This is a genomic window from Methanothermobacter sp., from assembly GCF_030055435.1.
Classification (GTDB): Archaea; Methanobacteriota; Methanobacteria; order Methanobacteriales; family Methanothermobacteraceae; genus Methanothermobacter.
In genome coordinates, this window is sequence record NZ_JASFYG010000008.1 from 21334 (window position 1) to 45130 (window position 23797).

General features: G+C 41.0%; 18 protein-coding genes, 1 pseudogene and 1 CRISPR repeat array. Of the genes and pseudogenes, 17 read left to right on the forward strand and 2 right to left on the reverse strand.

Going from position 1 to position 23797, the window contains the following annotated elements; genetic code table 11:
- Positions 1–56: 56 nt before the first annotated feature.
- Positions 57–643: pseudogene (locus QFX30_RS08760) on the reverse strand (ATPase domain-containing protein); the annotation flags it as partial.
- A gap of 189 nt (positions 644–832) precedes the next feature.
- Here QFX30_RS08760 and QFX30_RS08765 point away from each other — a divergent pair.
- The 17 genes from QFX30_RS08765 (at position 833) to QFX30_RS08845 (ending at position 19033) form a co-directional block, all read left to right on the forward strand.
- On the forward strand, positions 833–1771 hold the full coding sequence (locus tag QFX30_RS08765) for an ATP-binding cassette domain-containing protein (RefSeq protein WP_300491071.1): 939 nt from the start codon (positions 833–835) through the stop codon (positions 1769–1771).
- Between the two features lie 46 nt (positions 1772–1817).
- Positions 1818–2582, forward strand: coding sequence for an ABC transporter permease (locus tag QFX30_RS08770; protein ID WP_300491121.1), 765 nt, complete (start codon positions 1818–1820; stop codon positions 2580–2582).
- A gap of 159 nt (positions 2583–2741) precedes the next feature.
- Positions 2742–3509 (forward strand): CRISPR-associated endoribonuclease Cas6, encoded by a 768-nt coding sequence (cas6, locus tag QFX30_RS08775; RefSeq protein ID WP_300491074.1) that lies wholly within the window; start codon positions 2742–2744, stop codon positions 3507–3509.
- A gap of 10 nt (positions 3510–3519) precedes the next feature.
- Entirely contained in the window at positions 3520–5334 is a 1815-nt protein-coding gene (locus tag QFX30_RS08780) for a TIGR02556 family CRISPR-associated protein (RefSeq protein WP_300491076.1), read from the forward strand.
- Positions 5327–6307: a type I-B CRISPR-associated protein Cas7/Csh2 gene (gene cas7b, locus QFX30_RS08785; protein ID WP_300491079.1), complete on the forward strand. Its 981-nt coding sequence runs from the start codon at positions 5327–5329 to the stop codon at positions 6305–6307. Before QFX30_RS08780 ends, cas7b begins: the two co-directional genes overlap by 8 nt.
- 9 nt (positions 6308–6316) lie before the next feature.
- Positions 6317–7033 (forward strand): type I-B CRISPR-associated protein Cas5b, encoded by a 717-nt coding sequence (gene cas5b / locus QFX30_RS08790; RefSeq protein WP_300491081.1) that lies wholly within the window; start codon positions 6317–6319, stop codon positions 7031–7033.
- Positions 7005–9461, forward strand: a complete 2457-nt coding sequence (locus QFX30_RS08795) for a CRISPR-associated endonuclease Cas3'' (RefSeq protein ID WP_300491084.1) — start codon at positions 7005–7007, stop codon at positions 9459–9461. The genes cas5b and QFX30_RS08795 overlap by 29 nt, the downstream gene beginning before the upstream one ends.
- A gap of 2 nt (positions 9462–9463) precedes the next feature.
- The gene (gene cas4 / locus QFX30_RS08800; protein ID WP_300491087.1) at positions 9464–9979 is read left to right on the forward strand and encodes a CRISPR-associated protein Cas4; all 516 of its coding nucleotides are present in this window, start codon (positions 9464–9466) and stop codon (positions 9977–9979) included.
- Positions 9980–9986: 7 nt separating this feature from the next.
- Positions 9987–10955, forward strand: coding sequence for a type I-B CRISPR-associated endonuclease Cas1b (cas1b, locus tag QFX30_RS08805; RefSeq protein ID WP_300491089.1), 969 nt, complete (start codon positions 9987–9989; stop codon positions 10953–10955).
- Positions 10945–11799, forward strand: coding sequence for a type I-B CRISPR-associated endonuclease Cas1b (cas1b, locus tag QFX30_RS08810; protein ID WP_300491124.1), 855 nt, complete (start codon positions 10945–10947; stop codon positions 11797–11799). The genes cas1b (QFX30_RS08805) and cas1b (QFX30_RS08810) overlap by 11 nt, the downstream gene beginning before the upstream one ends.
- Position 11800: 1 nt before the next feature.
- A complete protein-coding gene (gene cas2, locus QFX30_RS08815; RefSeq protein WP_300491091.1) occupies positions 11801–12064 on the forward strand; it encodes a CRISPR-associated endonuclease Cas2 in 264 nt (87 codons plus the stop codon).
- Positions 12065–12271: 207 nt separating this feature from the next.
- Entirely contained in the window at positions 12272–14707 is a 2436-nt protein-coding gene (gene cas10 / locus QFX30_RS08820) for a type III-A CRISPR-associated protein Cas10/Csm1 (RefSeq protein WP_300491093.1), read from the forward strand.
- A complete protein-coding gene (gene csm2 / locus QFX30_RS08825; RefSeq protein ID WP_300491094.1) occupies positions 14700–15125 on the forward strand; it encodes a type III-A CRISPR-associated protein Csm2 in 426 nt (141 codons plus the stop codon). Before cas10 ends, csm2 begins: the two co-directional genes overlap by 8 nt.
- Positions 15126–15127: 2 nt before the next feature.
- Positions 15128–15844: a type III-A CRISPR-associated RAMP protein Csm3 gene (gene csm3 / locus QFX30_RS08830; protein WP_300491097.1), complete on the forward strand. Its 717-nt coding sequence runs from the start codon at positions 15128–15130 to the stop codon at positions 15842–15844.
- Between the two features lie 5 nt (positions 15845–15849).
- The gene (gene csm4, locus QFX30_RS08835) at positions 15850–16761 is read left to right on the forward strand and encodes a type III-A CRISPR-associated RAMP protein Csm4 (protein ID WP_300491100.1); all 912 of its coding nucleotides are present in this window, start codon (positions 15850–15852) and stop codon (positions 16759–16761) included.
- On the forward strand, positions 16762–17838 hold the full coding sequence (csm5, locus tag QFX30_RS08840; RefSeq protein WP_300491103.1) for a type III-A CRISPR-associated RAMP protein Csm5: 1077 nt from the start codon (positions 16762–16764) through the stop codon (positions 17836–17838).
- Complete coding sequence (locus QFX30_RS08845) at positions 17831–19033, forward strand: TIGR02710 family CRISPR-associated CARF protein (protein ID WP_300491105.1); 1203 nt, start codon at positions 17831–17833, stop codon at positions 19031–19033. The genes csm5 and QFX30_RS08845 overlap by 8 nt, the downstream gene beginning before the upstream one ends.
- Before the next feature lie 1059 nt (positions 19034–20092).
- Positions 20093–23440: a CRISPR direct-repeat array (repeat unit 30 nt; unit sequence GTTAAAATCAGACCAAAATGGGATTGAAAT).
- Positions 23441–23454: 14 nt separating this feature from the next.
- Here QFX30_RS08845 and QFX30_RS08850 read toward each other — a convergent pair.
- Positions 23455–23797: TM1812 family CRISPR-associated protein (locus tag QFX30_RS08850; protein ID WP_300491108.1), on the reverse strand; the 343-nt coding region annotated here is incomplete at its 5' end.

Consider the following 23797-nt stretch of genomic DNA (forward strand, 5'->3'; position numbering starts at 1 on the left):
ATCGGGAAGATTGAGATTCCCCTCTCATTGATGAGGAAGGGGTACCTGTTGAGGCCGTGGCCGGAGCCCCGGTACTTGACTATTCTCAGGTATCTTGTTCCAACCTCCCCATCGAAGGTGTGGGTGAGGTGTATGACACAGTCAGAGTGTAGTCCTCAAGTCCATGTGTTGGTTTGCCACCCGAGTCCCCTGCGGTGAATACACTTGTAACCCCCATCCCATTCAGCCAGGATATGAGGTGGCGCAGTTCCATATGGAGGGGGCCCCTATCTGATACGCCATCAAAGAGGCTATCCACCTTATCAAGGACAACCCTGCTGGCCCCCGTAGTTTTAACAGCGTCCTCGATCCTTATCTTAAGGGCATCCAGACTGTAAGACCCTATACTGGGATCAAGTGCCCCTGAAACGTCTTCAATAAATATTTTACCATCTTTAATCAGTTTTTCAAGGATCCTTTCATCGGCCTGGAAGTTCTCAACAATACTGGCTGCCGGCTCATCAAAGCTCACAAGGACACCTGGCTCCCCATAGTAGGATGCCCCATTCAGGAGAAACTCAACTGCAATGAATGTTTTCCCGGTACCGGGGCCGCCATAGATGAGGGTGTTCCTCCCCCGCGGGAAACCACCCCCTGTTACCATATCAAGGCCCTTTATGCCTGTAGGTGACTTCTCAATGGACCTGAACCTCAATCAACCACCCCACACAGGAATAATACTGGGGAAACCCTGATGTGATCCCAAACCGGATTTTCACTTAATACTATATTAACCAATGAGAGCATAAAATACTTGTGATGATCAGCCGAGCATCAACGGAAGGGGGTTCCTATGGGTAATATAATTGAAACAGAGGGTATAAGCAAGAGATATGATGATTTCCTGGCGGTTAACTCCGTGGATCTTGAGGTCCCTGAAAACTCCATTTACGGGGTCCTGGGACCCAACGGTGCAGGTAAAACCACACTGATATCAATGCTCTGCACCATACTACACCCAACATCAGGTAGGGGCATGGTAAACGGCTATGACATTGTAAGGGAGGCCAGGAAGGTGAGGGAGTCCATAGGCATAGTCTTCCAGTCAAGGGCCCTCGACGACATACTCACAGGGAGGGAGCACCTTGAAATGCACGCCGCCCTCTACGGGGTCCCCAGGGACATAAGGAAGAGGAGGATAGATGAGGTTCTTGAACTCATAGCCCTGGGTGATAAGGCCGATGAGTATGTGAAGACATACTCTGGGGGTATGAAGCGGCGTCTCGAGATAGGACGCGGCCTGATACACCACCCCCGGGTGCTCTTCCTTGACGAGCCAACCCTTGGACTAGACCCCCAGACAAGGGAGAGCATCTGGAGGTACATAGAGAGACTCAACAGGGAGGAGGACGTTACCGTGCTCCTCACCACCCACTACATGGAGGAGGCAGATAAACTATGCGATGAGGTGGCCATAATGAGCCGCGGCGAGATAATAAAGGCTGACAGTCCCTCAAACCTCAAGAGGGAACTTGGGGCAGACACCATAACGGTCAGGGTTGACAGGGCAGATGAATTCCATGAACTGCTGGTGAAACAGGAATACGTTAAGAAGGCATACCTGGTGGATGATGAGGTCAAGGTCCTTGTTGAGAGGGGCGAAAACCTGGTACCCGAGATTGTTAACCTTGCAGCGAGGACAGGATTCTACGTGAGGTCAGTGGAACTGGAACACCCCACCCTTGAGGACGTGTTCATAAGGTACACCGGTAGGGGTATAAGTGAGGCCTGATAGATGGTGGAAATTGAGGGCGTATACTGGAGTGAGGTTTGATATCATGGCGGAACTTGAGGGCATATACACAATATGGCTGCGTGAGATGAAGCGTTTCTTCCGTTACCGTTCAAGAATAGTCACATCTGTGGTAACCCCCCTCCTATGGCTCATAATATTCGGCACAGGCCTTGGGGCTGCTGTCAGGTTCGGCGGAGTGGCCGGGGGCTACAGGGCCTTCATCTATCCGGGTATAATAGGTCAGACAATACTCTTCACCAGCATATTCTCAGGGGTCTCTGTGATAATAGACCGCCAGTATGGGTTCCTCAAGGAGATACTGGTTGCACCCATATCAAGGCCCTCCATAGTTATCGGGAAGGCACTGGGGATAAGTACGGCCTCCATGATACAGGCGGCCATCCTCCTTGTCCTGTCATTCATAGTGGGAGTTACAATGTCCCCCATCTGCTTCGCTGTTAGCATGGTGATAGCCCTCATAATATCCATGGGACTCGGTGGCCTTGGCCTCATGATAGCGGCTTTTACAGACAGCATGGAGGGGTTCAACCTTATAATGAGCTTCATAGTGCTCCCAATATTCCTCCTGAGTGGGGCCCTCTTCCCAATAACTGGACTCCCTGCCTGGCTTCAGGGCGCGGTCTATATAAATCCACTGACCTATGCAGTCGACGCCCTCAGGTTCACAATACTGAGAAAATCGGTGCTTCCACTTGAGGTTAACATTGCAGTGATATCGGTTTTTGCAGTTATAGCAGTTCTTGCAGCAGCCTTCCTCTTCAACAGGAAGGAGCAGAATTTAATGTAATTAACAATACCCTAAATTCTCTGTTCATCATATTCTGACTAGACCTATTCAAATCATTTAAAAGGAGCTGATCATTATCTGTTCAGTGCCCCCCTTAGTCCTTAATGTCCTCCATGGAAATTATTACCGAAACAAAAATAGATAAATTTATATACTATAATGTCAACATTACACATTGACATCACAGGGGGTATTGAATTAAGGATCAAAATAGAGTTAAAATCAGATAAAAGGCCATTTAAGATTCCCTACAACTACAATCACGTTGTTTCTGCCATCATTTACAGGAGGATAGCGGATATTGACCTTGCAAGCCAGCTCCACGGCGGGAAGGGCTTCAAGTTCTTCACCTTCTCCCAGCTCAACATACCCCGGAGGAAGGCCTTCAAGAATTTCCTCCTATCAGAGGATGGACGGTTCTATTTCTTCATATCCTCACCCAACGTTGAGCTCATCAAGAGCCTCGTGGAGGGCTTCATAGATAAACCGGAGATTGATTTCCTCAGGGGGAGGGTTAATGTTGAGTACGTTGAATTTCTGAAGCCCCCTGAGTTCCGGAGAAACATGAAGTTCAAGACACTCTCACCAATCATAGTAAAGACCGTGAAGGAGGAGGATGGGGTGCTTAGGCAGTGGGACGTGAATCCCAACGACCTGAAATTCTATGAGAACCTCCAGAAGAACCTTGTAAGGAAATACTCAGAATTCCATGGGGGCTACGATGGTGACGAGTACCTCAGGGTCATCCCCTACCAGAGGTCCATAAAAAGGAAGAGGATCATGATCCCCAAGGAGGACGCCGAGACCTACCACAGGGCATATCACATGAAATTCAGGATAGAGGGTGACCCAAGACTTATAGAGTTCGGCTATGATTGTGGATTTGGTGAAAAGAACAGTATGGGCTTTGGAATGGTTGTCACTTAAGGTGTTGAAAATGTTGGAGGCAGTCAAGGAGCTGGGCGAATATCTTAAAACTGAGGATAATATAGGTGGTGAATCTGTTTTTATAGAGGCCCATAAACTATCAGGGGTTAAACATGTTATCTGTGTCGTGTTTAACAGGGATGAGGGCATATATTACCACTCGACACACACGGAACAGTATGATAAAGCAAAAAATGAAAAATACCTCTACAGACAGTTTTCTCACAGAAGATATGACCTTGTCCCCACGTCAAAGACACCATCTCCTGAGAAACTCTCTCAAAGATGGACTCTATGGTTTGCGACTTATGCATCAAAACAGAACAACTTTTGGGATAGTCACCTTATAGAATCACTTTATAGTGCCATACTTAAAGATGATTCAATCTCTGAAGATATAATTGGAGATATAGAAAGGGAATTAAATAATATACCAAAAAATGAGAGGAATAATATAATTTTTACCATTAAAATAAGGGATGGTGGAGTGGAGAAGTACTTAGGTGAATTTAAGATTTTTAGGGAAATTTTCGTTAAGGAGTCAATAAAAAAGTTTTTTACAAAGCATGGAACAAAATCTAAGGGATGGGGAATCTGTTCACTCTGTAGAAAGGAGAAGGAAGTTTATGGCTTCGCATCACCTTTCTCAGTTTATACTGTTGATAAAAGAGGATTCGCATCAAACTTTGTCCAAGAAAACTCTTGGAAACAGCTTCCTATATGTGAAGACTGCGGAGTTTCATTAGAGATTGGTAAAGAATTTATCAACAAATATCTTTCTAAAAATTTTTATAGCCTCGCATTTTATGTCATCCCCCATTTCATATTTGGATATGTTTATGAGGATGTAATTGACGAAATAAAGGATTATGAAAAAAGAAAGCATGCTAAATGCCTTTTATCCATTGAAGAAGATATTTTGGACATATTAAAGGAAAATAAGGATTTTATGAATCTTATTTTTGTATTTTACAAAAAGAAGAAAGGCGATTATTTTGATATCATAAAATATGTTGAAGATGTTTCTCCCTCCTGGATAAAAATACTTTTTGAAGCATTTTACGGTGTTAATGCCCCAATTTTTTCTGAAAATTCTTTAAAGAGAGTTATGGGTGAAAAATGGGTTGGTGGGCTACTGGAATGGTCTTGGAATAAAAAAAACGAGAAAATGGCACTTGGAAATCTTATAAGAACATTCTTCCCTCAGGGATATGAAAAGTACTTCATAGATACGGTTGGTGAGATTCTTTCTCAAAGACCCATATCCATGGACTTTCTGATTTCAGCTTTCAATAGGGAGATAAGAGCTGCACATGTTTCAGATCAAAATTTCAAAGAAAGATTACTATGTTTAAAGTCTCTTTACCTTTTAAGGTTTCTTCACGATCTTAACTTATTGAAGGTGAAAAGAATGGAACAAAGAAAGGAAAAAAGGGATTTTCATCTAGAAAGATTGGAATCCTTTTTTGAGGAATTTAAGGGAGTTTTTGACAGTTCCCAGAAGAAGGCTGTGTTTCTTGAGGGGGTACTTACAAAGTTCCTTCTTGACGTCCAGTATGCCCAGCGAAAATCCACACCATTCAGATCCAAGTTAAAGGGTCTTAAACTAGATCAAAAAGATATTAAAAAACTACTCCCTGAGATTATTGAAAAATTAAGGGAATACAATGTCGGTTACCCTTGGTTAGAAAGGCAACTCTCCATATATTTACTTGAAGGTGAAAATGAGGGTTGGAGATTATCAAATGACGATATAAGCTACTATTTTGCTCTTGGACTCAATCTTGGAGAACTATTCAAAAAAGAGGGTGCCAAAAATGAGTGATATAGTAAAAAACAGGTCTGAGATACTTTTCCTATACGATGTGAAAGATGCGAACCCTAATGGGGATCCACTGGATGAAAACAAACCTAGAATAGATGAAGAAACAGGAATAAACATAGTAACTGATGTTAGGCTGAAGAGAACCATTAGAGATTACCTGCACAATTTCAGAGACCACAAAGTTTTTGTTATAAAGGATGTGAAAGACAATGGGACACAGAAAACTAGGGAAGAAAGGATAAAGGAATTGCAAGAAGACCTGAAAAAATTGAAAGTAAAGGATGAGGAAAAATTTGAGGCTGAAAAAAGTCTACTTTTAGAGAAATATATAGATCTTAGGTTGTTCGGCGCAACTATAGCCCTTTCAAGTGGCAGTGGAAGGGGTAGATCTATAACTCTAACAGGGCCAGTTCAATTCAAATTGGGACGATCATTACATGAAGTTGAAGTCAAAACACTGAAAGGGACAAGTGTAATGCCCTCAAAGGCTGAAGCAACCCAGGGAACATTTATTGAAACACATGTTCTTCCCTACTCATTGATAGGATTCTATGGTATAATAAATGAAAATGCAGCTAGGAATACCTCCCTCAAGGAAGAGGATATAGATCTTCTACTAGATGCGCTATGGAATGGAACCAAGAACCTCATCACGAGATCAAAGGTTGGACAGATACCCCGATTCCTCCTCCGAGTTGTATACCGTGAAAAAAATTACCATATAGGAGATCTTGATAGAAAAATAAAACTTTTAACAGATATAGATGAGAAGGCAATAAGGGATATTTCTGATTTTAAGCTAGATATTTCAAGACTAGTAGAGACTCTTAAAGCAAATAGCGATAAGATAGAAAGATTGGATCTCCAGTTTGATGAGAACCTTAAATTTGTAGTTATGGGAGATGAAAAGGACCCTATGGAAGTTCAAAATATTTTAAGTGATATTGCAGTCGTAAATAGACTAAATTTATAAGTGAGTAAAATGGAGATGGATAAGGTCCTAGTGTTCGATATTTGGGGAGATTATGGACACTTCAGAAAGATAGAAACAACAACCTCCCCCCTTACTTATTCAATCCCTACGATAACCTCCCTGAATGGATTGATTGCAGCGATAATGGGACTTCAGAGGGACTCATATTATGAGCTGTTTTCACCTCAAACTATAAGGTACGGTATAAAAATTCAAGCACCAGTAAAGAGGATTAATATAAACATTAATCTTATAAATACTTCTGATGGGTTTTTCTTATGGGATATAAAAGATACATCAAGTTCCCCAACTCCTTTTGAATTTCTAAAAAGTCCTCACTACAGGATATATGTATGGCTAGGAAATGAAGATTTATACTTGAAACTCAAGGATTCTCTTATAAGTCATAAGTCTGTTTTCACACCATGTCTTGGACTTAGTGAACTAATAGCAAATTTCAGATTTATTGGTGAATTTAAACCGGAGATAAGGGAGGGGGTAGAGGATCATGTTGACACCGCTATAAAGAAGGATGACTTCAAAATAGAAGTTGACAAAATTGAAGCGGGCATGAGACTAGCTATGGAGAGCATTCCCTTTTATATGGACTCTAATAGGAGGGTTCTAGATTATAAGAGGGTTCTCCTTGAACAGAATGGGAGACCCTTAAAGGTTGAGGAGGGCATCATATATAAAGTTGGAGAAGATAAGGTTGCATTCCTTTAAACTCTATTCACACCCCCAAAAACCCTTATTTGAGCATTTAAAAAATGTGGGGAACACTTCTAGGCGTATTGTTAATTCAAAATTCCTTGAAAACAGGGAACTTTTTGCTGAAATTTCTTACCTCATAGGGGTCTCACATGACTTTGGAAAATCAACCAAAGCTTTTCAAAAAATGCTAAAAACTGGCATGAGAAGCGAAAAGGCAAGGCATGGCTTAATATCCTCCCTATTCGGTTATTTTTTGATTAAAAATTTCCTTGAGAAAAGAGAAAAATTGGATAAATTCTGGTACATACCCCCCATATCGTGGATTGTAATAAACAAGCATCATGGAGATATAAATGATATAAGGGATGAAATAAATAAATTGAGAGATCAGAGAAATATCAATTTGACAAAGGAACAGTTAGAGGATATAAAGGATTATAATGAGCTTGAGGAGATATATGGGAAGCTTCTTACTGTTATCAAATTTCACGACTTTAACTTAAACTCCTTTTTCACACTCAATATAGAAAATTTAATGAGAGATATCTACAGAAATGTTAAGAAACTTAAAAGAGTCAAAAATCTCGACTTCTATTTCAGGATACTATTCTTCTACTCTGTCCTCCTCGACGCTGATAAACTTGACGCCTCTGGAACTAAAGTCCCTTCAAGGATAGCCCTAAATAAAAGGATTGTAGATGAATATAAGTCTTTTAAATTTAAAAGAAAAAGTGACATAAATAACGTGAGAGAAAGGGCCTATTTAGAGGCTAATAGAAGCTTAAAAACTTTAAACATAGATGAGGAAAGAATTCTTTCAATTAACCTTCCTACGGGAGTGGGAAAAACTTTAACTGGTTTTGCATTTGCACTGGGACTTCGCGAGAAAGTAAAATTAAAATACGATTTTGAGCCTAAGATAATTTATTCGCTCCCCTTTTTGAGTATAATAGATCAGAACGCATCTATAATTTCTCAAATTTTTGATTACAATGGATTTCCAGTAAATTCTGAGTCACAATCCAACCTATTATTAAAACATCATCATCTCGCTGATGTAAAATATAAAGAAATATCCGACAATGAATTGTATGTAGCTGAAAATATTAATAGTTCTATTCTTTTAACAGAAGGCTGGCATTCGGAGATAATTATAACAACATTTATACAGTTTTTCCATAGCCTTATAACAAACCGCAACAGGGCAGCAAGGAAATTTCACAATATAGTAAATTCTATAATAATCCTTGATGAGATCCAGTCGATTCCCCATAAATACTGGTTAATAATAAATAAGACCATCAGTTATCTTACTGAAAACTTTAACTGCTGGGTTATACTTATGACAGCCACTAAACCATTAATTTTCGCTGAAAATGAAACGAAAGAGATCATAGAGGATAGAAAATCCTATTTTAAATATTTTGATAGAGTTGAATTTAAGTTTAGACTTGGTGAATTGGATTTCAGCAAATTCCAAGAATTAATTTTAAAGGAAGTAAATAAAAGGCGTGATGAGGACATAATGATAGTCTTAAACACAATAAGAGCTTCGAGGGATCTTTATAACTATTTAAAGGGTGTGCTCTGTAGAGAAAGGGGACTTGATCCTGAGGATACAATTGACGATGATGGAATATGTGAATTACCTGACCTGGAACTTATAAACATGTCAACTCATGTTCTCCCATTCTACAGGCTGGCTAGGATAAGGAGGATCAGGGAGGATAATAAAAGAAAAATAATAATAACGACCCAGTTAGTGGAAGCAGGCGTAGATATCAGTGTCGACGTTATATATAGGGATATGGCCCCCCTTGATTCAATAATACAAACTGGTGGAAGGTGTAACAGGAACTATGGTTCCAAGAAGGGAGAAGTGAATGTCGTCCTCCTTAAAGATGAAAATAATAGGCTTTTCTCTACCTACATATATGATCCATTACTTATAAGTATAACAAAAGAGGTATTGGGGGAATTTGGGGATGTTCTCTCAGAGAAGGACTTCACTTTCAACGCCGCAAATGAATACTACCAGTTATTAAAAGAAAGAGGTTCACAAGATGAATCAAGGGAACTTATAGATCATTTGAAATCACTGAACTTTTCAGAAACATCCAATTTCAGTTTAATAGAAAATGTAGGGACGTTTTCAGTTTTCATTGAACTAAATAGTGTAGCTAAGGAATGCAGGGAAAAGATGGAGGAAATAATGAAAGCAAAAGATTTTTCAAAAAAATGGAAACTGAGGGAAATCAGAAAATCCATCAATAATTTCACCCTCTCCGTTAATTATGCTGGTAATGACCTCTCCCAGCTACCGCCAATTAACAACCTTGAAAACTTCAGATATGTGCCAATTGAAATCCTTAAAGAATGGTATAAGCCGGATGTCGGGTTTCAGCCACCCTTGCAAGATATATCTATTAGGATCCTGTAAAAATGTCAGATTTAGGAAAAAATCTTCTAGTACGCGGAACTCAAATAAACTATTACTTCATATGTGAAACCAAATTATGGCTTTTTTCCCATAACATCCACATGGAACATGAATCAGATCTTGTGGAAGTTGGAAGGATTTTGCACGAAGAGAGCTATCAAAGGGAAAATAAAGAATTGGTAATTGATGGTCTACTAAGTGCAGATTTTATAAAGAAAGGTGATACGCTGGAGGTTCATGAGGTCAAGAAAAGTGCTAAAATGGAAGAGGCCCACACATTTCAGCTTCTTTACTATATCTACTATCTAAAAACCAAGAAGGCTGTAGAGGATATTAAGGGCTTTATAGACTATCCTAAACTTAGAAAAAGAAGAGAAGTGCACTTAACACCTGAAATTGAATCTAAAATAGAGAAAATTCTCGAAAAAATTGATTTAATAGTTAGAGGCGAATTTCCATCACCTAAAAAGAAGATGATATGTAAGAAGTGTGCATATAGGGAATTTTGCTGGGCTTAACATTAAGATGACTAGAAAGAATTACTATATATTGAAGGATGGAATACTCAGAAGAAGAGAAAATACACTCTACTTTGTGAATAAAGACGAAAAGAGACCAATACCAGTACACTCCATTTACTCTATATACGCTTATGGGTCTCTTAATATTTCTTCACAAGTTATAAATCTTCTCTCAAGAGAGGGGATAACTATACACTTCTTTAATCGTTATGGATTTTACTTGGGGAGTTTTTATCCAAGGGAAACATTATTATCTGGTGACATCATCATAAGGCAAGCGGAACATTTTATAGACCTACAAAAAAGAATAAGACTTGCAATTAAATTTGTTGAGGGCGCACTGCTCAATATGAAGCGTGTTTTATCCTATTATGAACTAGAAAATAGAATTGATGTCTTAAGCAATGATCTCAATTCCTGTGAAACCATAACCGAAGTTATGAATATTGAAGGGAGAGCCAGACTTGAATATTACAGATCTCTTGATAATATACTACCAGATGAATTCAAAATTGGTGAAAGAACACGTCGGCCTCCCCAAAACATGACAAACGCCCTCCTGAGCTTTGGTAATTCTCTTCTTTACTCAACAATTATAAGTGAAATATACAATACCCAGCTAAACCCGACCATTTCATATCTTCACGAACCCTTTGAGAGGAGATACTCACTTTCACTGGATATAAGTGAAATATTCAAACCGATAATTGTGGATCGTATGGTAATCTCAATTATAAGGAGAAATATGATCAAAAAGAGTGATTTTGAGGAGGATATAAACTATTCGCTACTTAATGATATTGGAAAAAGAAAATTCCTAGTTGAATATGATAAGAGACTTAAAAAAACAGTTAAACATAGAAAGATAGGACGGAAGGTTTCTTATAAACGTTTGATAAGAATGGAGTGTTATAAATTGATAAAACATTTACTTGGAAGAGAGGAGTACATACCCTACGCATCTGACTGGTAAAAAATCGGTCCTGTTAAAATCAGACCAAAATGGGATTGAAATATCAAGGGAGGGAATACCTGTACACTTTTTCAACCGCTATGGATTCTACACTGGCAGCTTCTACCCCCGTGAAACCCTTCTCTCAGGGGACATCATCATTAAACAGGCTGAACACGTGCTTGACCATGAGAGGAGAATGGAACTTGCAAAATCATTTGTACATGGGGCCGCACTCAACATGAAGAGGGTTCTGGGGTACTATGGCCTTGAGAATGGCATATCCGATACACTCGGGGATCTTGAATCATCAAGCTCAATCACGGAGGTCATGAATGTTGAGGCAAGGATACGATCAGACTACTACAGGGCCATCGATGGGATACTCCCTGAGGGATTCAGGATTGAGAGAAGGACAAGGAGGCCCCCTGAGAATATGACGAATGCGATGATAAGCTTCGGGAATTCCCTCCTCTACTCAACCGTCATAACTGAACTCTACAATACACAGTTAAATCCAACCATCTCCTATCTCCACGAACCCTTCGAGAGGAGGTATTCACTGGCACTTGACCTCAGTGAGATATTCAAGCCAACCATAATTGACAGGATGATAATCTCCTTGATCAAAAAGAGGGCGATTAAGGTTGAGGACTTTGAGCATGGAATGAATCAGTGCCTCCTCAACGACTCAGGGAAAAGGAAATTCCTCGCCGAGTATGACAGGAGACTCGGAAAAACGGTTAAACACAGGGAACTGGGGAGGAAGGTCTCCTACAGGCGCCTCATAAGACTCGAGGCCTATAAGCTCATAAAGCACCTCATCGGCCAGAAGAAGTATGAGCCGTTCGTGATGTGGTGGTAGGATGTATCTTCTAATCGTATATGACGTCGGAGTTGAGAGGGTTAACAAGGTCAAGTCGTATCTTAGGACAGAACTTCACTGGGTCCAGAACTCAGTATTTGAGGGCGAAGTTACTGGGAGCCAGTTCAGACGCATAGAGATGAACCTTAAGAGGATCATAGATGAGGATAGGGACTCGGTGGTCATATACTCATTCCGGTCAGAGAGTGCATTTAAGAGAAATGTTCTTGGGGTGGAAAAATCCCCCCTTGATGTGATACTCTAGTACATTGGGAGGTTCTATGGTGTTCCTGATTTGCCTATGGAGCCTGATGTGATACTCTAGTACATGGGGCTTCTCTGTGGCCCTGATCTCCTCTAGATTCAGTCACACTAAAAAACCTTTTATAAACATTTTCATTTAATGTGTAATGGGAAAATATATATTATCATAATTTCAACTATATTAAAATATTCATTTCCGGTGTTCTACATGAAACTTGAGGATATACAGCTAGCCGCCCTTCTACATGATATAGGTAAATTTTATCAGAGAACATCTTCACCTCACAGTGAAAAATATAGGGGTCTCACCCCGTCTGAGTTTGGACAAACAGGGGCACATGGCAAATGGTCGGCGACATTCGTAGCTGAAAATGGCCTGGGAGAGGACATAGAGGACCTTGTACTCTACCACCACAACCCATCAAAATCAAAAAATCCAGAGTACGCCAGAATAATAAGGGATGCAGACCACCACTCGGCAAGTGAAAGGCACAAATCAGAATCAAAAAGGAATGTTAATGAATATCCCCTCATATCGGTGTTCTCACAGGTCAGCATAGGAGAGAAAAGGGAAACAGAAAATGAATACTACCTCCCCCTCATGGAACTCAGACCCTCCAACCTTGACATGATAAAACCCGAGAAATTCAGAAGGGCCGTGATGTCAGGCTGGAACCTTGAAAAGGAATACAGGCGCCTCTGGAACCTCTTCATGGAGGAGATAACTGAACACGGGAAACTGGATATTAACACCATGTACCATCTACTGAAAAAATACACCTCACTCATGCCATCAGCGGTCTACATGAGCGTACCTGACATCTCACTCTTTGACCACCTCAAAACCACCGCTGCACTGGCCGGCTGCCTCTACCTCCACAGAAAAGATGCTGGTGGAGGGAAACCATACCTCATAGTATCAGGTGACATATCAGGTATCCAGAACTTCATAACAGGTGTGGCGTCACCTGAGGAGGCCCAGAAGGGTATGAGCAAGAGGCTTAGGGGGAGATCCCTCTCAATAAGTCTCATAACAGATGCGGCTGCAAACAGGATAATATCTGAAGCGGGCCTCTCCCAGACAAACATCCTGTTCTGTGGTGGTGGTCACTTCACACTGGCCCTCCCAAACACTGAGAGGATGAAGGAGATAATTGAAAAGGTTTCCCTTGAGGTTAACAGGAGGTTCATAGAGGCATTCAACGGGGAGCTCTACCTTGCACTTGCAGTGAGGGAAACTGACCCGGAGGAACTCAGGGACTTTGGGGCTGTCCTGGATGACCTTGCAGCAGAGAACCTTAAAAATAAGAGGTCAAAGTTCAGGGGACTTCTCGATGAGTTCTTCAGGTCAGAAACTGAACCACCTGAGGGTACATGCGCGGTATGCGCCCTGCCATCAGCCGCCACAATATGCAGCTCATGCAGATCCCATGAGGAACTCGGGGCCAGGATAGCCAATGCAGATCACATGATAAGGGTCTATGGCACATTGGATGCAGATTTTAGTGAAGCAGGGATATCCTACTTCTTTGAGAACTCCAGAACAGTTATTTCAAGGATAGACGAACTAGCATCCGGAAACCATAGAATGGATGTGCTCAGGCTCAACAGCACAGACTTCCTTGAAATCAGGGATAGAATCCAGGCAGATAACGTCTCATTCGGGTTCAGCCTCATAGGTAACACGGTCCCGGCGGTCAGTGAGGGTTCTAAATTGAGGGCACTGGACTTCACAGAGATAGCCTCCACAGCCAGGGGCGCAGATAAACTGGCCGCACTCAAGATGGACGTGGACAACCTCGGGAGGATATTCGCAGAGGGCCTCCAGGACAGGTCAGTGTCAAGGATCTCAACCATGAGTTCATTCCTGGACCTCTTCTTCCTTGGCTACATAAACCAGGTTGCATCAGAGTTCTCCTTCATAATGGATCCATGTGACAGCTGCAGGGGTAATCTCGTTGAGATAAAAAGTTCTCTCGGGACAATATACAGGGGGGAGCTATGTGAAGGATGCAGGGAAAACTCCATCCCATCAATTTATATAACCTACTCTGGGGGGGACGATGTACTGGTATTCGGACCATACGATGACATTGTTGAATTCGCAGGGAGACTCAGAAACGAATTCAGGGAGTGGACATGCTCCAATCCATCCATAGATGTTTCAGCCGGAATATTCATGGGAGGACATAAATTTCCGGCTGGAAAGGCAGCTGAAATTGCAGAGAGGCAGCTTAAAACATCAAAGGACCTGGGGAGGGGTAAGATATCCCTCTTCGGCGAGACGGTCCAGTGGGACACAGACAGGTTTAAGGGATTCAACGAACTCCTTGAATTTGGCCTGAAACTTGAAAAACTCCATGAAGCCGGTAAATTATCCAAGAACTTCATATACTCTCTTCTGAAACTGTGGGACTCCACATTCCATGAGGATATCAGGGATGAGGAGACCTGGATGAGGTGCCAGGAGATAAGACTCTCCAGAAAGGACTATGTGCCCTACTATGTCTATAAACTCAGAAACATATCCGATGCGGAGCTCAGAAGGGAGCTCTTCAGGGAGGGCATCAATTTCATCCCATGGATCAGGATACCCGTTTCATGGGTCAGTTTAAGAACAAGAAGTGGTGAGGTTAATGAATAGCGATTTTAAGAGTATGAGGGATATTAAAAAAGAGCTTGAGAGAATTGATAAACTTACGGATCTTGATGTCAAAGAATATGCAGATACTGGTGGCTATGCGGATAGAATAGCAAAACTTTCTAAGGATGATCTTAAACCTACACAATTAAGGAAATTTTTTAATGCTATAAAGGATATGGAGAAGAATTCAAATAAATGGGAAGATTTAGAAATGAATTTTTACATGTTGAAACCTCAGCTAGCTAACGCTGTAGGCAGAAAACTCGTGCCACCAGAATTTTATGAAATATTTATTGAGCTTATGGAGAAGGTTGATAGAGGAACAGATGAAGATAAAATAAATAATTTCAGGGTTTTTGTACGCTTTGTAGAAGCTATAGTTGCTTATCATAAGTACTATTATCCAAAGGCGGGATGAAAATGGAATCTAAGGTAACTTTTAAAGGAAATTATGTCATTAGGGGCGAAATAATCTGCAGAACGGGGCTTCATATCGGGGGCTCAAAGGACTCAATTGAAATTGGCGGCTCAGACAACGTCATAATAAGGGACCCGGTAACAAGGCTCCCCTACATCCCAGGTTCATCAATCAAGGGAAAGATGAGGGCACTCCTTGAGCTTGCACTTGACAGGGTAACCAATGGGGGTCCATGCAAGTGTGGAGAATGCGAGGTCTGCAGGGTATTTGGAAGCGCCGCAGATAACATCAGCGTCTCAGGTCCAACAAGGATAATAGTAAGGGACTCCTTCCCAACAGAGGAAACAAGGAAGGTGTGGAAGAAAAGCGTTGATGTTGTTGAGGGTGCTGAACTTAAGTACGAGAACACCCTTGACAGGATAACATCAAGGGCAACCCCCAGAAACCAGGAAAGGGTTCCAAAGGGCTCCAAATTCGAATTTGAGATAATAGTAAGCGAATATGAAAGGGACGGTAACAACCTTGCTCTCGTCCTTGAGGGACTCAGACTCCTTGAGGATAATTACCTCGGTGGTAGCGGAACCAGGGGTTACGGTAAGGTGGAGTTCAGGGATATAACAATCACAGAAAGACCCGCTGAATACTACCGTGGAGAGGCCGGTGAAAACACCCTGGGAAACTTTGAAACTCTCGCAGATATCCAGCTTTCTGAAGAGTGAGTTAAATGCTCGTCTACCTGAAACCAGAATCCTCCCTTCCCGAGCTATCATCGGACACCATATTCGGCTCCATCATCTACAGTTTCAGCCAGCTGTATCCAGACGAGCTGAATGACATAATGGACCTCTTCACCTCGGACCCACCCTTCCTTGTATCATCCAGTTTCCCCTACATTGAGAATGATGAAAGGGTGCGGTTCTACCCTAAAATCATCACAGAACCAGAGAAGCGATACGATCCCCAGAAATTCAAGAAATACAAGAAGACAGCCCACATCCAGGAGGATATCTTCCTCTCATGGACATCAGGAGAAATCGGGGAGGCAGATATTGTCGGGTCAATCGATGATTACAGGGTCTATAGGGGCCTACTCTTTGACAGTGAACTGGACCTGAAATTCGGTGAAGGGGAATTTGAGGAACCACACAACGTTGTAAACAGAATCGAGAGAAAAACAGAGAACATATACCACATAACGAGGGTGTTCTATGAGAACATGGGCAGATTCTTCCTTGTGAAGTTCAGGGATGAATCATTCAGGCCATACCTTAAATCAGCCATGAAATTCCTCTCTGACAGGGGCCTTGGGCCGGACGTCTCAACAGGGAAGGGACACTTCTCCTTTGAAATTGCTGAAAACAGACGCGAAGACAATGGAGGCGACAGGTTCCTGACCCTCTCAAGGTTCATACCAACCCCTGATGAGGTCAAGGCACTGGGTGCTGATGCCTGGTTTGAACTCGGATCCAAAAGGGGTAGGGGCCCTGACGGTGAGATAAGAAGACAGGTCAGGTTCTTCAGGGAGGGCTCAACCTTCAGGGACACAGGAAAGGAGTACTATGGGACCATAGTGAGGTCAGGGAAGTCTGCAGTGGAATATGGACTGGCATACAAGCTATCACTGGGTGGTGGTTAATTGAAATGCACTCTTAAGGTCATAACACCGGTTCACATAGGAAATGGTGTAAAGTATGGTCCCCAGGAATTCTACACAGGAAAGGGTAAGGCAGGGAGCAGAAAACTTGAGATTTTCTCACGGGTCGATACCACCAAGCTTTACTCAAAACTTGATGAGAAAACACGGGAGGAGTTCCTTCATAATCTCACAACGCCAGAATTCGACCTTAACGGATTCTTCAAGGGATCCCCAGCTGCTAAAAAGGCTGCAAGGGAATCTGTAAGATACAGGGGGGTTATAAAGACAAAATCCAGTCAGATAAAAGAGGTCAATGAACACATCAAGACCTCTGATGAACTCTACATACCTGGTTCATCAATAAAGGGGTCCATAAGAACAGCACTACTCTACCAGCACATCAGGGAATCTGATCTTGAAAGAATTTCAGGCGCCGTCCAGAGAAGAAGGTACCGTGATTTCCAGAGTATCATCAACGAATTCTTCTCAGCCGAATCCAGAGACGCTGCAAAGACGAGTGTAATGAGGTTCCTGCAGGTCACCGATACAGGCACGGTGAAAACTCCTCATCTGTATGAAATGAAAGTTCTGAATGCTGGGAGAGGCTCATTTGGATATAAAAAGTTCCCACTTCATCTTGAATTTATCCCCAGGACAGAACTGGAATTTGAGATGAGGTCAACGTACAGGGGGGTATATGATGGCATCGGATTGGGGGCTCGCAAGAGGCTTGCAGATCCGGAAACAGTAATTGAGTCATTATATAGCTTTAGCAAGGACTACATTGAACATGAAATCGAATTCGCGTCAAGATACGGCATAGATTTTCTTGAGAAACTTTACACAAAACTTCGGAGTATAAACTCACCTGAAACTCCCCTCATGAGGATAGGGTATGGCAGCGGATTCCTGGCAACCACAATCGCCCTGAGGTTCAAGGAAGAAGACCCAGCAACCTATGACTCAATAAGGAAACTTGCAGGAAGAAGAACATATCCATACGAATTCCCAAAGACAAGGAAACTTATAAACGGTAGAACACCTCCAGGCTGGGTTAAGGTGATTTTCCATGAGTAACAGGATACTCTTCATGACAGTAGGGACCGGTGTAGGGGACTCTGAGGAGAGGGTGAGGAGCCTGGCGCATGGGCTTCTAAGTTCAATACACCACAACCGACCAGACAGGGTAATCTTCTTTGGGTCAGATAAGAGCAGGAAAACAGTTGAGTACATATCAGAGGAAGCAGAGAGGGAGGGGAAGGACCTACCACCATATGATTTCATCGAAATTAATGATATTGACCTTGTGGGTGAGTGGTTCACGAGTATCGATGAACAGATGAAAAGGTACAGTGACGATGAGATAATAGTTGACTATACCTCTGGAACCAAGACGATGACTTCAATAGCCTTCATAATGGCTGTCCTCTATGGAAAGGAACTTTCAGTGATATCTGGTTTCAGGGATAAAAACGGGACAGTACAGAGCGGCACAGAGACCGTGATAAAACAGAACGTCTACCAGATCTATGATAAACTCAGAATAAGAAGGTTCAGGGAACTCTTCAACCTTGGAAGGTTTAAAACAGCCCTTGATGTCCTCAATGAAGTTGTTCAGCATGAGAAAAAGGACGCCTACATCAAGCTGACAGAGGCTTACCTGCACTGGGACCTCTTTGACCATGAGAGGGCAATGGAGTGCCTCAACAGTGAGGAGGTAAAGGAACTTGAGGAACTTGAGGATGTGGTGATGCGCAATAAAAAGATACTGGGCCAGATTGTGAGTTCACGTAAGGGTAAGAGAAAATTCAGGTACAGACCATTTCTCCCGGATCTTTTTGCCAATTCTAAGCGTAGAGCCTCTGAGGGACGCTATGATGATGCTGCGGCCAGGCTCTACCGTGCACTTGAACTGATAGCCCAGATAGTCATTGAGGAAAAGTATGGTGATGAAACCGACAGTCTGAACCCTGAGAATTACAGTCTGAGTACAAGGTCAACGCTTAAACTTGGCGCCAAGAAGCACGTGGCCCTTAAGAATGCCTACAGGTTACTTGAATGTGAAGGTTATGAGGTTGGGAAGACCTTTGGGGAGGATAAGGAGATAATGGATCTTCTTAAGATACGTAATTACTCTATACTGGCCCATGGCCTTGATTCGGTTACAGAGGATGATTACCTGAGGTTTTATGAAAAAGTACTTGGATATGCACGCATTATTGATGATAAGATAGACTCAAAGATAGAGGATGCCACTTTCCCTGAACTTTAGTATTTTTTTGAAGGGTTTTATTTGGTCACAAAGCATATGAGATTATTTGCATGTTCAATATTCTGGGGATTGTCAGATGGAAGCCGAAACCGCTCTTGTAATTGGGTTCCTGATTGCCCTTGTTTTGAATCCCATGGGCGCCCTTATACTGCTGGTGCTATTTATAATATGGTGTATCATTGATTAGCCATTATACAAGGCTTACATCTGAAGCTGAGGAGACTTGCAACCAATATGGTGTATCATTGATTAGCCATTATACTCTTTTAAATTGTTTAATAGCTGTCACTGATCCATGCAGATGGTTTAATGAGTCTAGTGACGCATTGTAGATGCAAAATACAGGCTCCACACACCCTACAAGCATCCAGCTGGATCCAGTGACGCATTTTAGATGCAAAATCTGATTTTTTCATTTTTTGGGGGGGTCTGACTGATCGGAATGGTTTGAAGGCCTAACATTTTTAATTTTTTTATTTGGATTTCACAGTTCATCTTAAAAGAATCTAGATGCATCAAACAGCTTTTTATTGTATACTATATCTTCTAGCTGTTCCCGTATCTCATTTAGTTATTTAGAGCTATTTTAATCACCTGATTTATAATGATGAGATATTATAAGGCTTTATTAAGATTCTAACAATCGTTTATAGGTTTAAATATAAAAATTAGGCATTAAAGATTTTTATTCTAGCTATATCACACCATAAAATTTTAAATTATCATTTAAATACTTTATAAATCTTTTATCTTCATTCAGAGCCTTTTCAGAGGTTCGTTTTTGACGGTTTTTTCACAAGTGTCTTATAGTAACTAAATGTTATTTTAAGCCTCTTTTATAATTAAAAGACATTATATTTGATTTTTGAATTTTTATCTTGTTAAAATATTTTTCATGTTATTTTGGATTTATTTAACGCTTTATTTTTGAACTCAGAGCCCTTACAGGAAGTCGTCTGTCAATATAAATGAACTGCATTATCGGGGATCGACAAATTTATAAGTCTGAAAGGAGAAATTTCAGAGTGATACAGGCCAAATAGAGAAAAAATCCGCCCTGTTAAAATCAGACCAAAATGGGATTGAAATGATTTTGTCCGGGGTGTGTCCTGGCCTCCTTTCCCTGTTAAAATCAGACCAAAATGGGATTGAAATGTATAACTGGCCATCCCCTCAATATCCACCCATCCAGTTAAAATCAGACCAAAATGGGATTGAAATGGAGGAGATCCTGGATGAAATGAACCGTGATTATATCGTTAAAATCAGACCAAAATGGGATTGAAATCTGTGACCTGACTGATCTCCATTACCTTCTCGAAGAGTTAAAATCAGACCAAAATGGGATTGAAATGTTAACCCTGAGAGTTCTGTTGTCGCGGCTCCGGGTTCGTTAAAATCAGACCAAAATGGGATTGAAATCTGGTCCCAGGCCATCTTCAACTGCTGGAAGGCGAACTTGTTAAAATCAGACCAAAATGGGATTGAAATGAATATGGGGGCTATCGCAACGTTAAGGCAGACCGCGGGTTAAAATCAGACCAAAATGGGATTGAAATCCTTCAACGTATACCATGCGGATTCAAGACCATAATGGTTAAAATCAGACCAAAATGGGATTGAAATAAGTCTACGCTCACCCTTCTAATATGGTCTCGGATAGGGTTAAAATCAGACCAAAATGGGATTGAAATGTGTGCCCCTATGATGTACCCGACCCATCCGAGCTGGTTAAAATCAGACCAAAATGGGATTGAAATCTTTGAATGTGGGGGCTGCCTGTGAGTAGTATTCCCGTTAAAATCAGACCAAAATGGGATTGAAATATAACGGCTCTTTCAAGGTAATCGTTGGGTGCTGTGTTAAAATCAGACCAAAATGGGATTGAAATGCACCCCCCGGATCCCGGTGGGGGCGTTCGCGGCGAGTTAAAATCAGACCAAAATGGGATTGAAATCTGTTCACCTTCACCCAACGTTTCTGGTTCCCTGAGGAGTTAAAATCAGACCAAAATGGGATTGAAATACTCTCATCCACGACCACCGGGGACCCCATACCCTTCAAGTGAAAATGTTAAAATCAGACCAAAATGGGATTGAAATTCCCTGGTGTCGTTCACTGGGAATGATATGTATCCGTTAAAATCAGACCAAAATGGGATTGAAATATAAGATATTTCGGATTTAAAAAGGAGGCCAGCTTCGGGTTAAAATCAGACCAAAATGGGATTGAAATCTGATACGCCCCCGAACCTCCTCAAGGGCTTCAACGTTAAAATCAGACCAAAATGGGATTGAAATAACCAATCCGAACCTGCAAACACCCCCCGAACCCCCGGTTAAAATCAGACCAAAATGGGATTGAAATCTTAAAGGATACCTCCGGAATGTCCGGCTCTACAACACAGCGTTAAAATCAGACCAAAATGGGATTGAAATCAATACCGGTCTCCTCAATTATGTCAAGGACGTCGTATAGGTTAAAATCAGACCAAAATGGGATTGAAATTTACGTGTTAACGTTAAGATTAGGAGGGATGCCTAGTTAAAATCAGACCAAAATGGGATTGAAATCAACATATGTTTATACAATATTTTTAGAATATTTTAGTTAAAATCAGACCAAAATGGGATTGAAATGATCATATGAATCTCCATCAAGTTCATCCAAATTAGTTAAAATCAGACCAAAATGGGATTGAAATTTCATCGTCCGCGAGTACTCTGCGGGGGGGATTACGAGTTAAAATCAGACCAAAATGGGATTGAAATTAAAAATTCACATATATCGTTTATATCTTCTTCATATTCCTGGTTAAAATCAGACCAAAATGGGATTGAAATTTAGTAAGGGTCGCATTCCATTTCCCTGTATTAAGTTAAAATCAGACCAAAATGGGATTGAAATCTTTTATCCCTGAGATTTCATAAACCTTTTCAGCTATGTTAAAATCAGACCAAAATGGGATTGAAATGATTATCATGATGATCAGGTTGATGCTTCGAGTGGAGTTAAAATCAGACCAAAATGGGATTGAAATTTTATGAACTCATATCTTTTTTCATTGAATATTCGTTGTTAAAATCAGACCAAAATGGGATTGAAATTTTATCTGGACTTCCTCTCCGTCCATATAATATTTTAGTTAAAATCAGACCAAAATGGGATTGAAATTCATTATTGAAGTTGTATCCTCCACCGAAATCACCAGTTAAAATCAGACCAAAATGGGATTGAAATCAGCATAGGTTGATGGGATCACGGATCTCCTGAATAGGTTAAAATCAGACCAAAATGGGATTGAAATGTAGACATCGCTGACATCTATGAAGATGGAGAAATGGTTAAAATCAGACCAAAATGGGATTGAAATCAAACGTGTTCCTCTCCTCAGGGGTTGTAACGTATCGTTAAAATCAGACCAAAATGGGATTGAAATACGTTGGGAATAACACAGGCTTAATCTGGCTGGGTTCAAGTTAAAATCAGACCAAAATGGGATTGAAATGGACTTCTATACTGTCTATCCGCGCCCCCTGTGGTATGCGTTAAAATCAGACCAAAATGGGATTGAAATCAAAGGACTGACTTTATACGTGAACAATGGTGCTCGTAGGTTAAAATCAGACCAAAATGGGATTGAAATCTTGTTCAACTATGTCGCATGGGACTTCATCAGGTGTTGCTGGTTAAAATCAGACCAAAATGGGATTGAAATTCATTGGAGCTTTAACTGGCAATCCAGCCCTTATAAGGGTTAAAATCAGACCAAAATGGGATTGAAATGTGAAACACTCGCAGGCATCATCCTCCACCACCTAAGTTAAAATCAGACCAAAATGGGATTGAAATATGACAAAACACAAACAAAAACAAGACAAGACAAGACAAGACAAGTTAAAATCAGACCAAAATGGGATTGAAATATTCTTTTCTTAACCATCGAGACAGTTGCTGGGTGTCGTGTGATTGTTAAAATCAGACCAAAATGGGATTGAAATTGTTTTTTTGGTGGTTTTTTGTTTTGTTTTGTGTTTTGTTAAAATCAGACCAAAATGGGATTGAAATCGCTTCGAATATGGGAAGATACGTGCTTGACGTGCAAGTTAAAATCAGACCAAAATGGGATTGAAATTTTTGGCTAAGGCACTCTATCCTTCCTTCTTTTCACTTGTTAAAATCAGACCAAAATGGGATTGAAATGATGTTATTCATTATCTTGAACATCTGGCAGATGATGTGTTAAAATCAGACCAAAATGGGATTGAAATGTAGAAGTAGTATCTCCCGTGTTCCCCTATGATGTACGTTAAAATCAGACCAAAATGGGATTGAAATCATGGATATAAAGTCTCCATCGGCGTCCCATGGCTTATCGTTAAAATCAGACCAAAATGGGATTGAAATTGGGACTATCTATTTCATCTTAAAAAATCTGTTTTAATAATATCATGAAATCTTTGTATAAAGTCCCGAAGTTTATTTTTAAATTTATCTGCTTTATGCATGTTATTGTTCCATCCAGCATGATTTATGTCGTTTCTGTAGTTTATAAGTTCATACCAGAGATTCCTGATTTTTTCTGGAAGAATTTCGTCACCCCTGAGCATATTTTCGGCTTTTTCTCTTGCTGCCCGATTTTTAAGGTCATTTCTTTCCAGGAACTCTATAATTACATAGTTCACTATGGTTTCTCGTACTACCGTAAAGCCCTGCTGAATCAGGTTTTTCTTTAAACACCATTCCGATATTTCCAGACCTAAT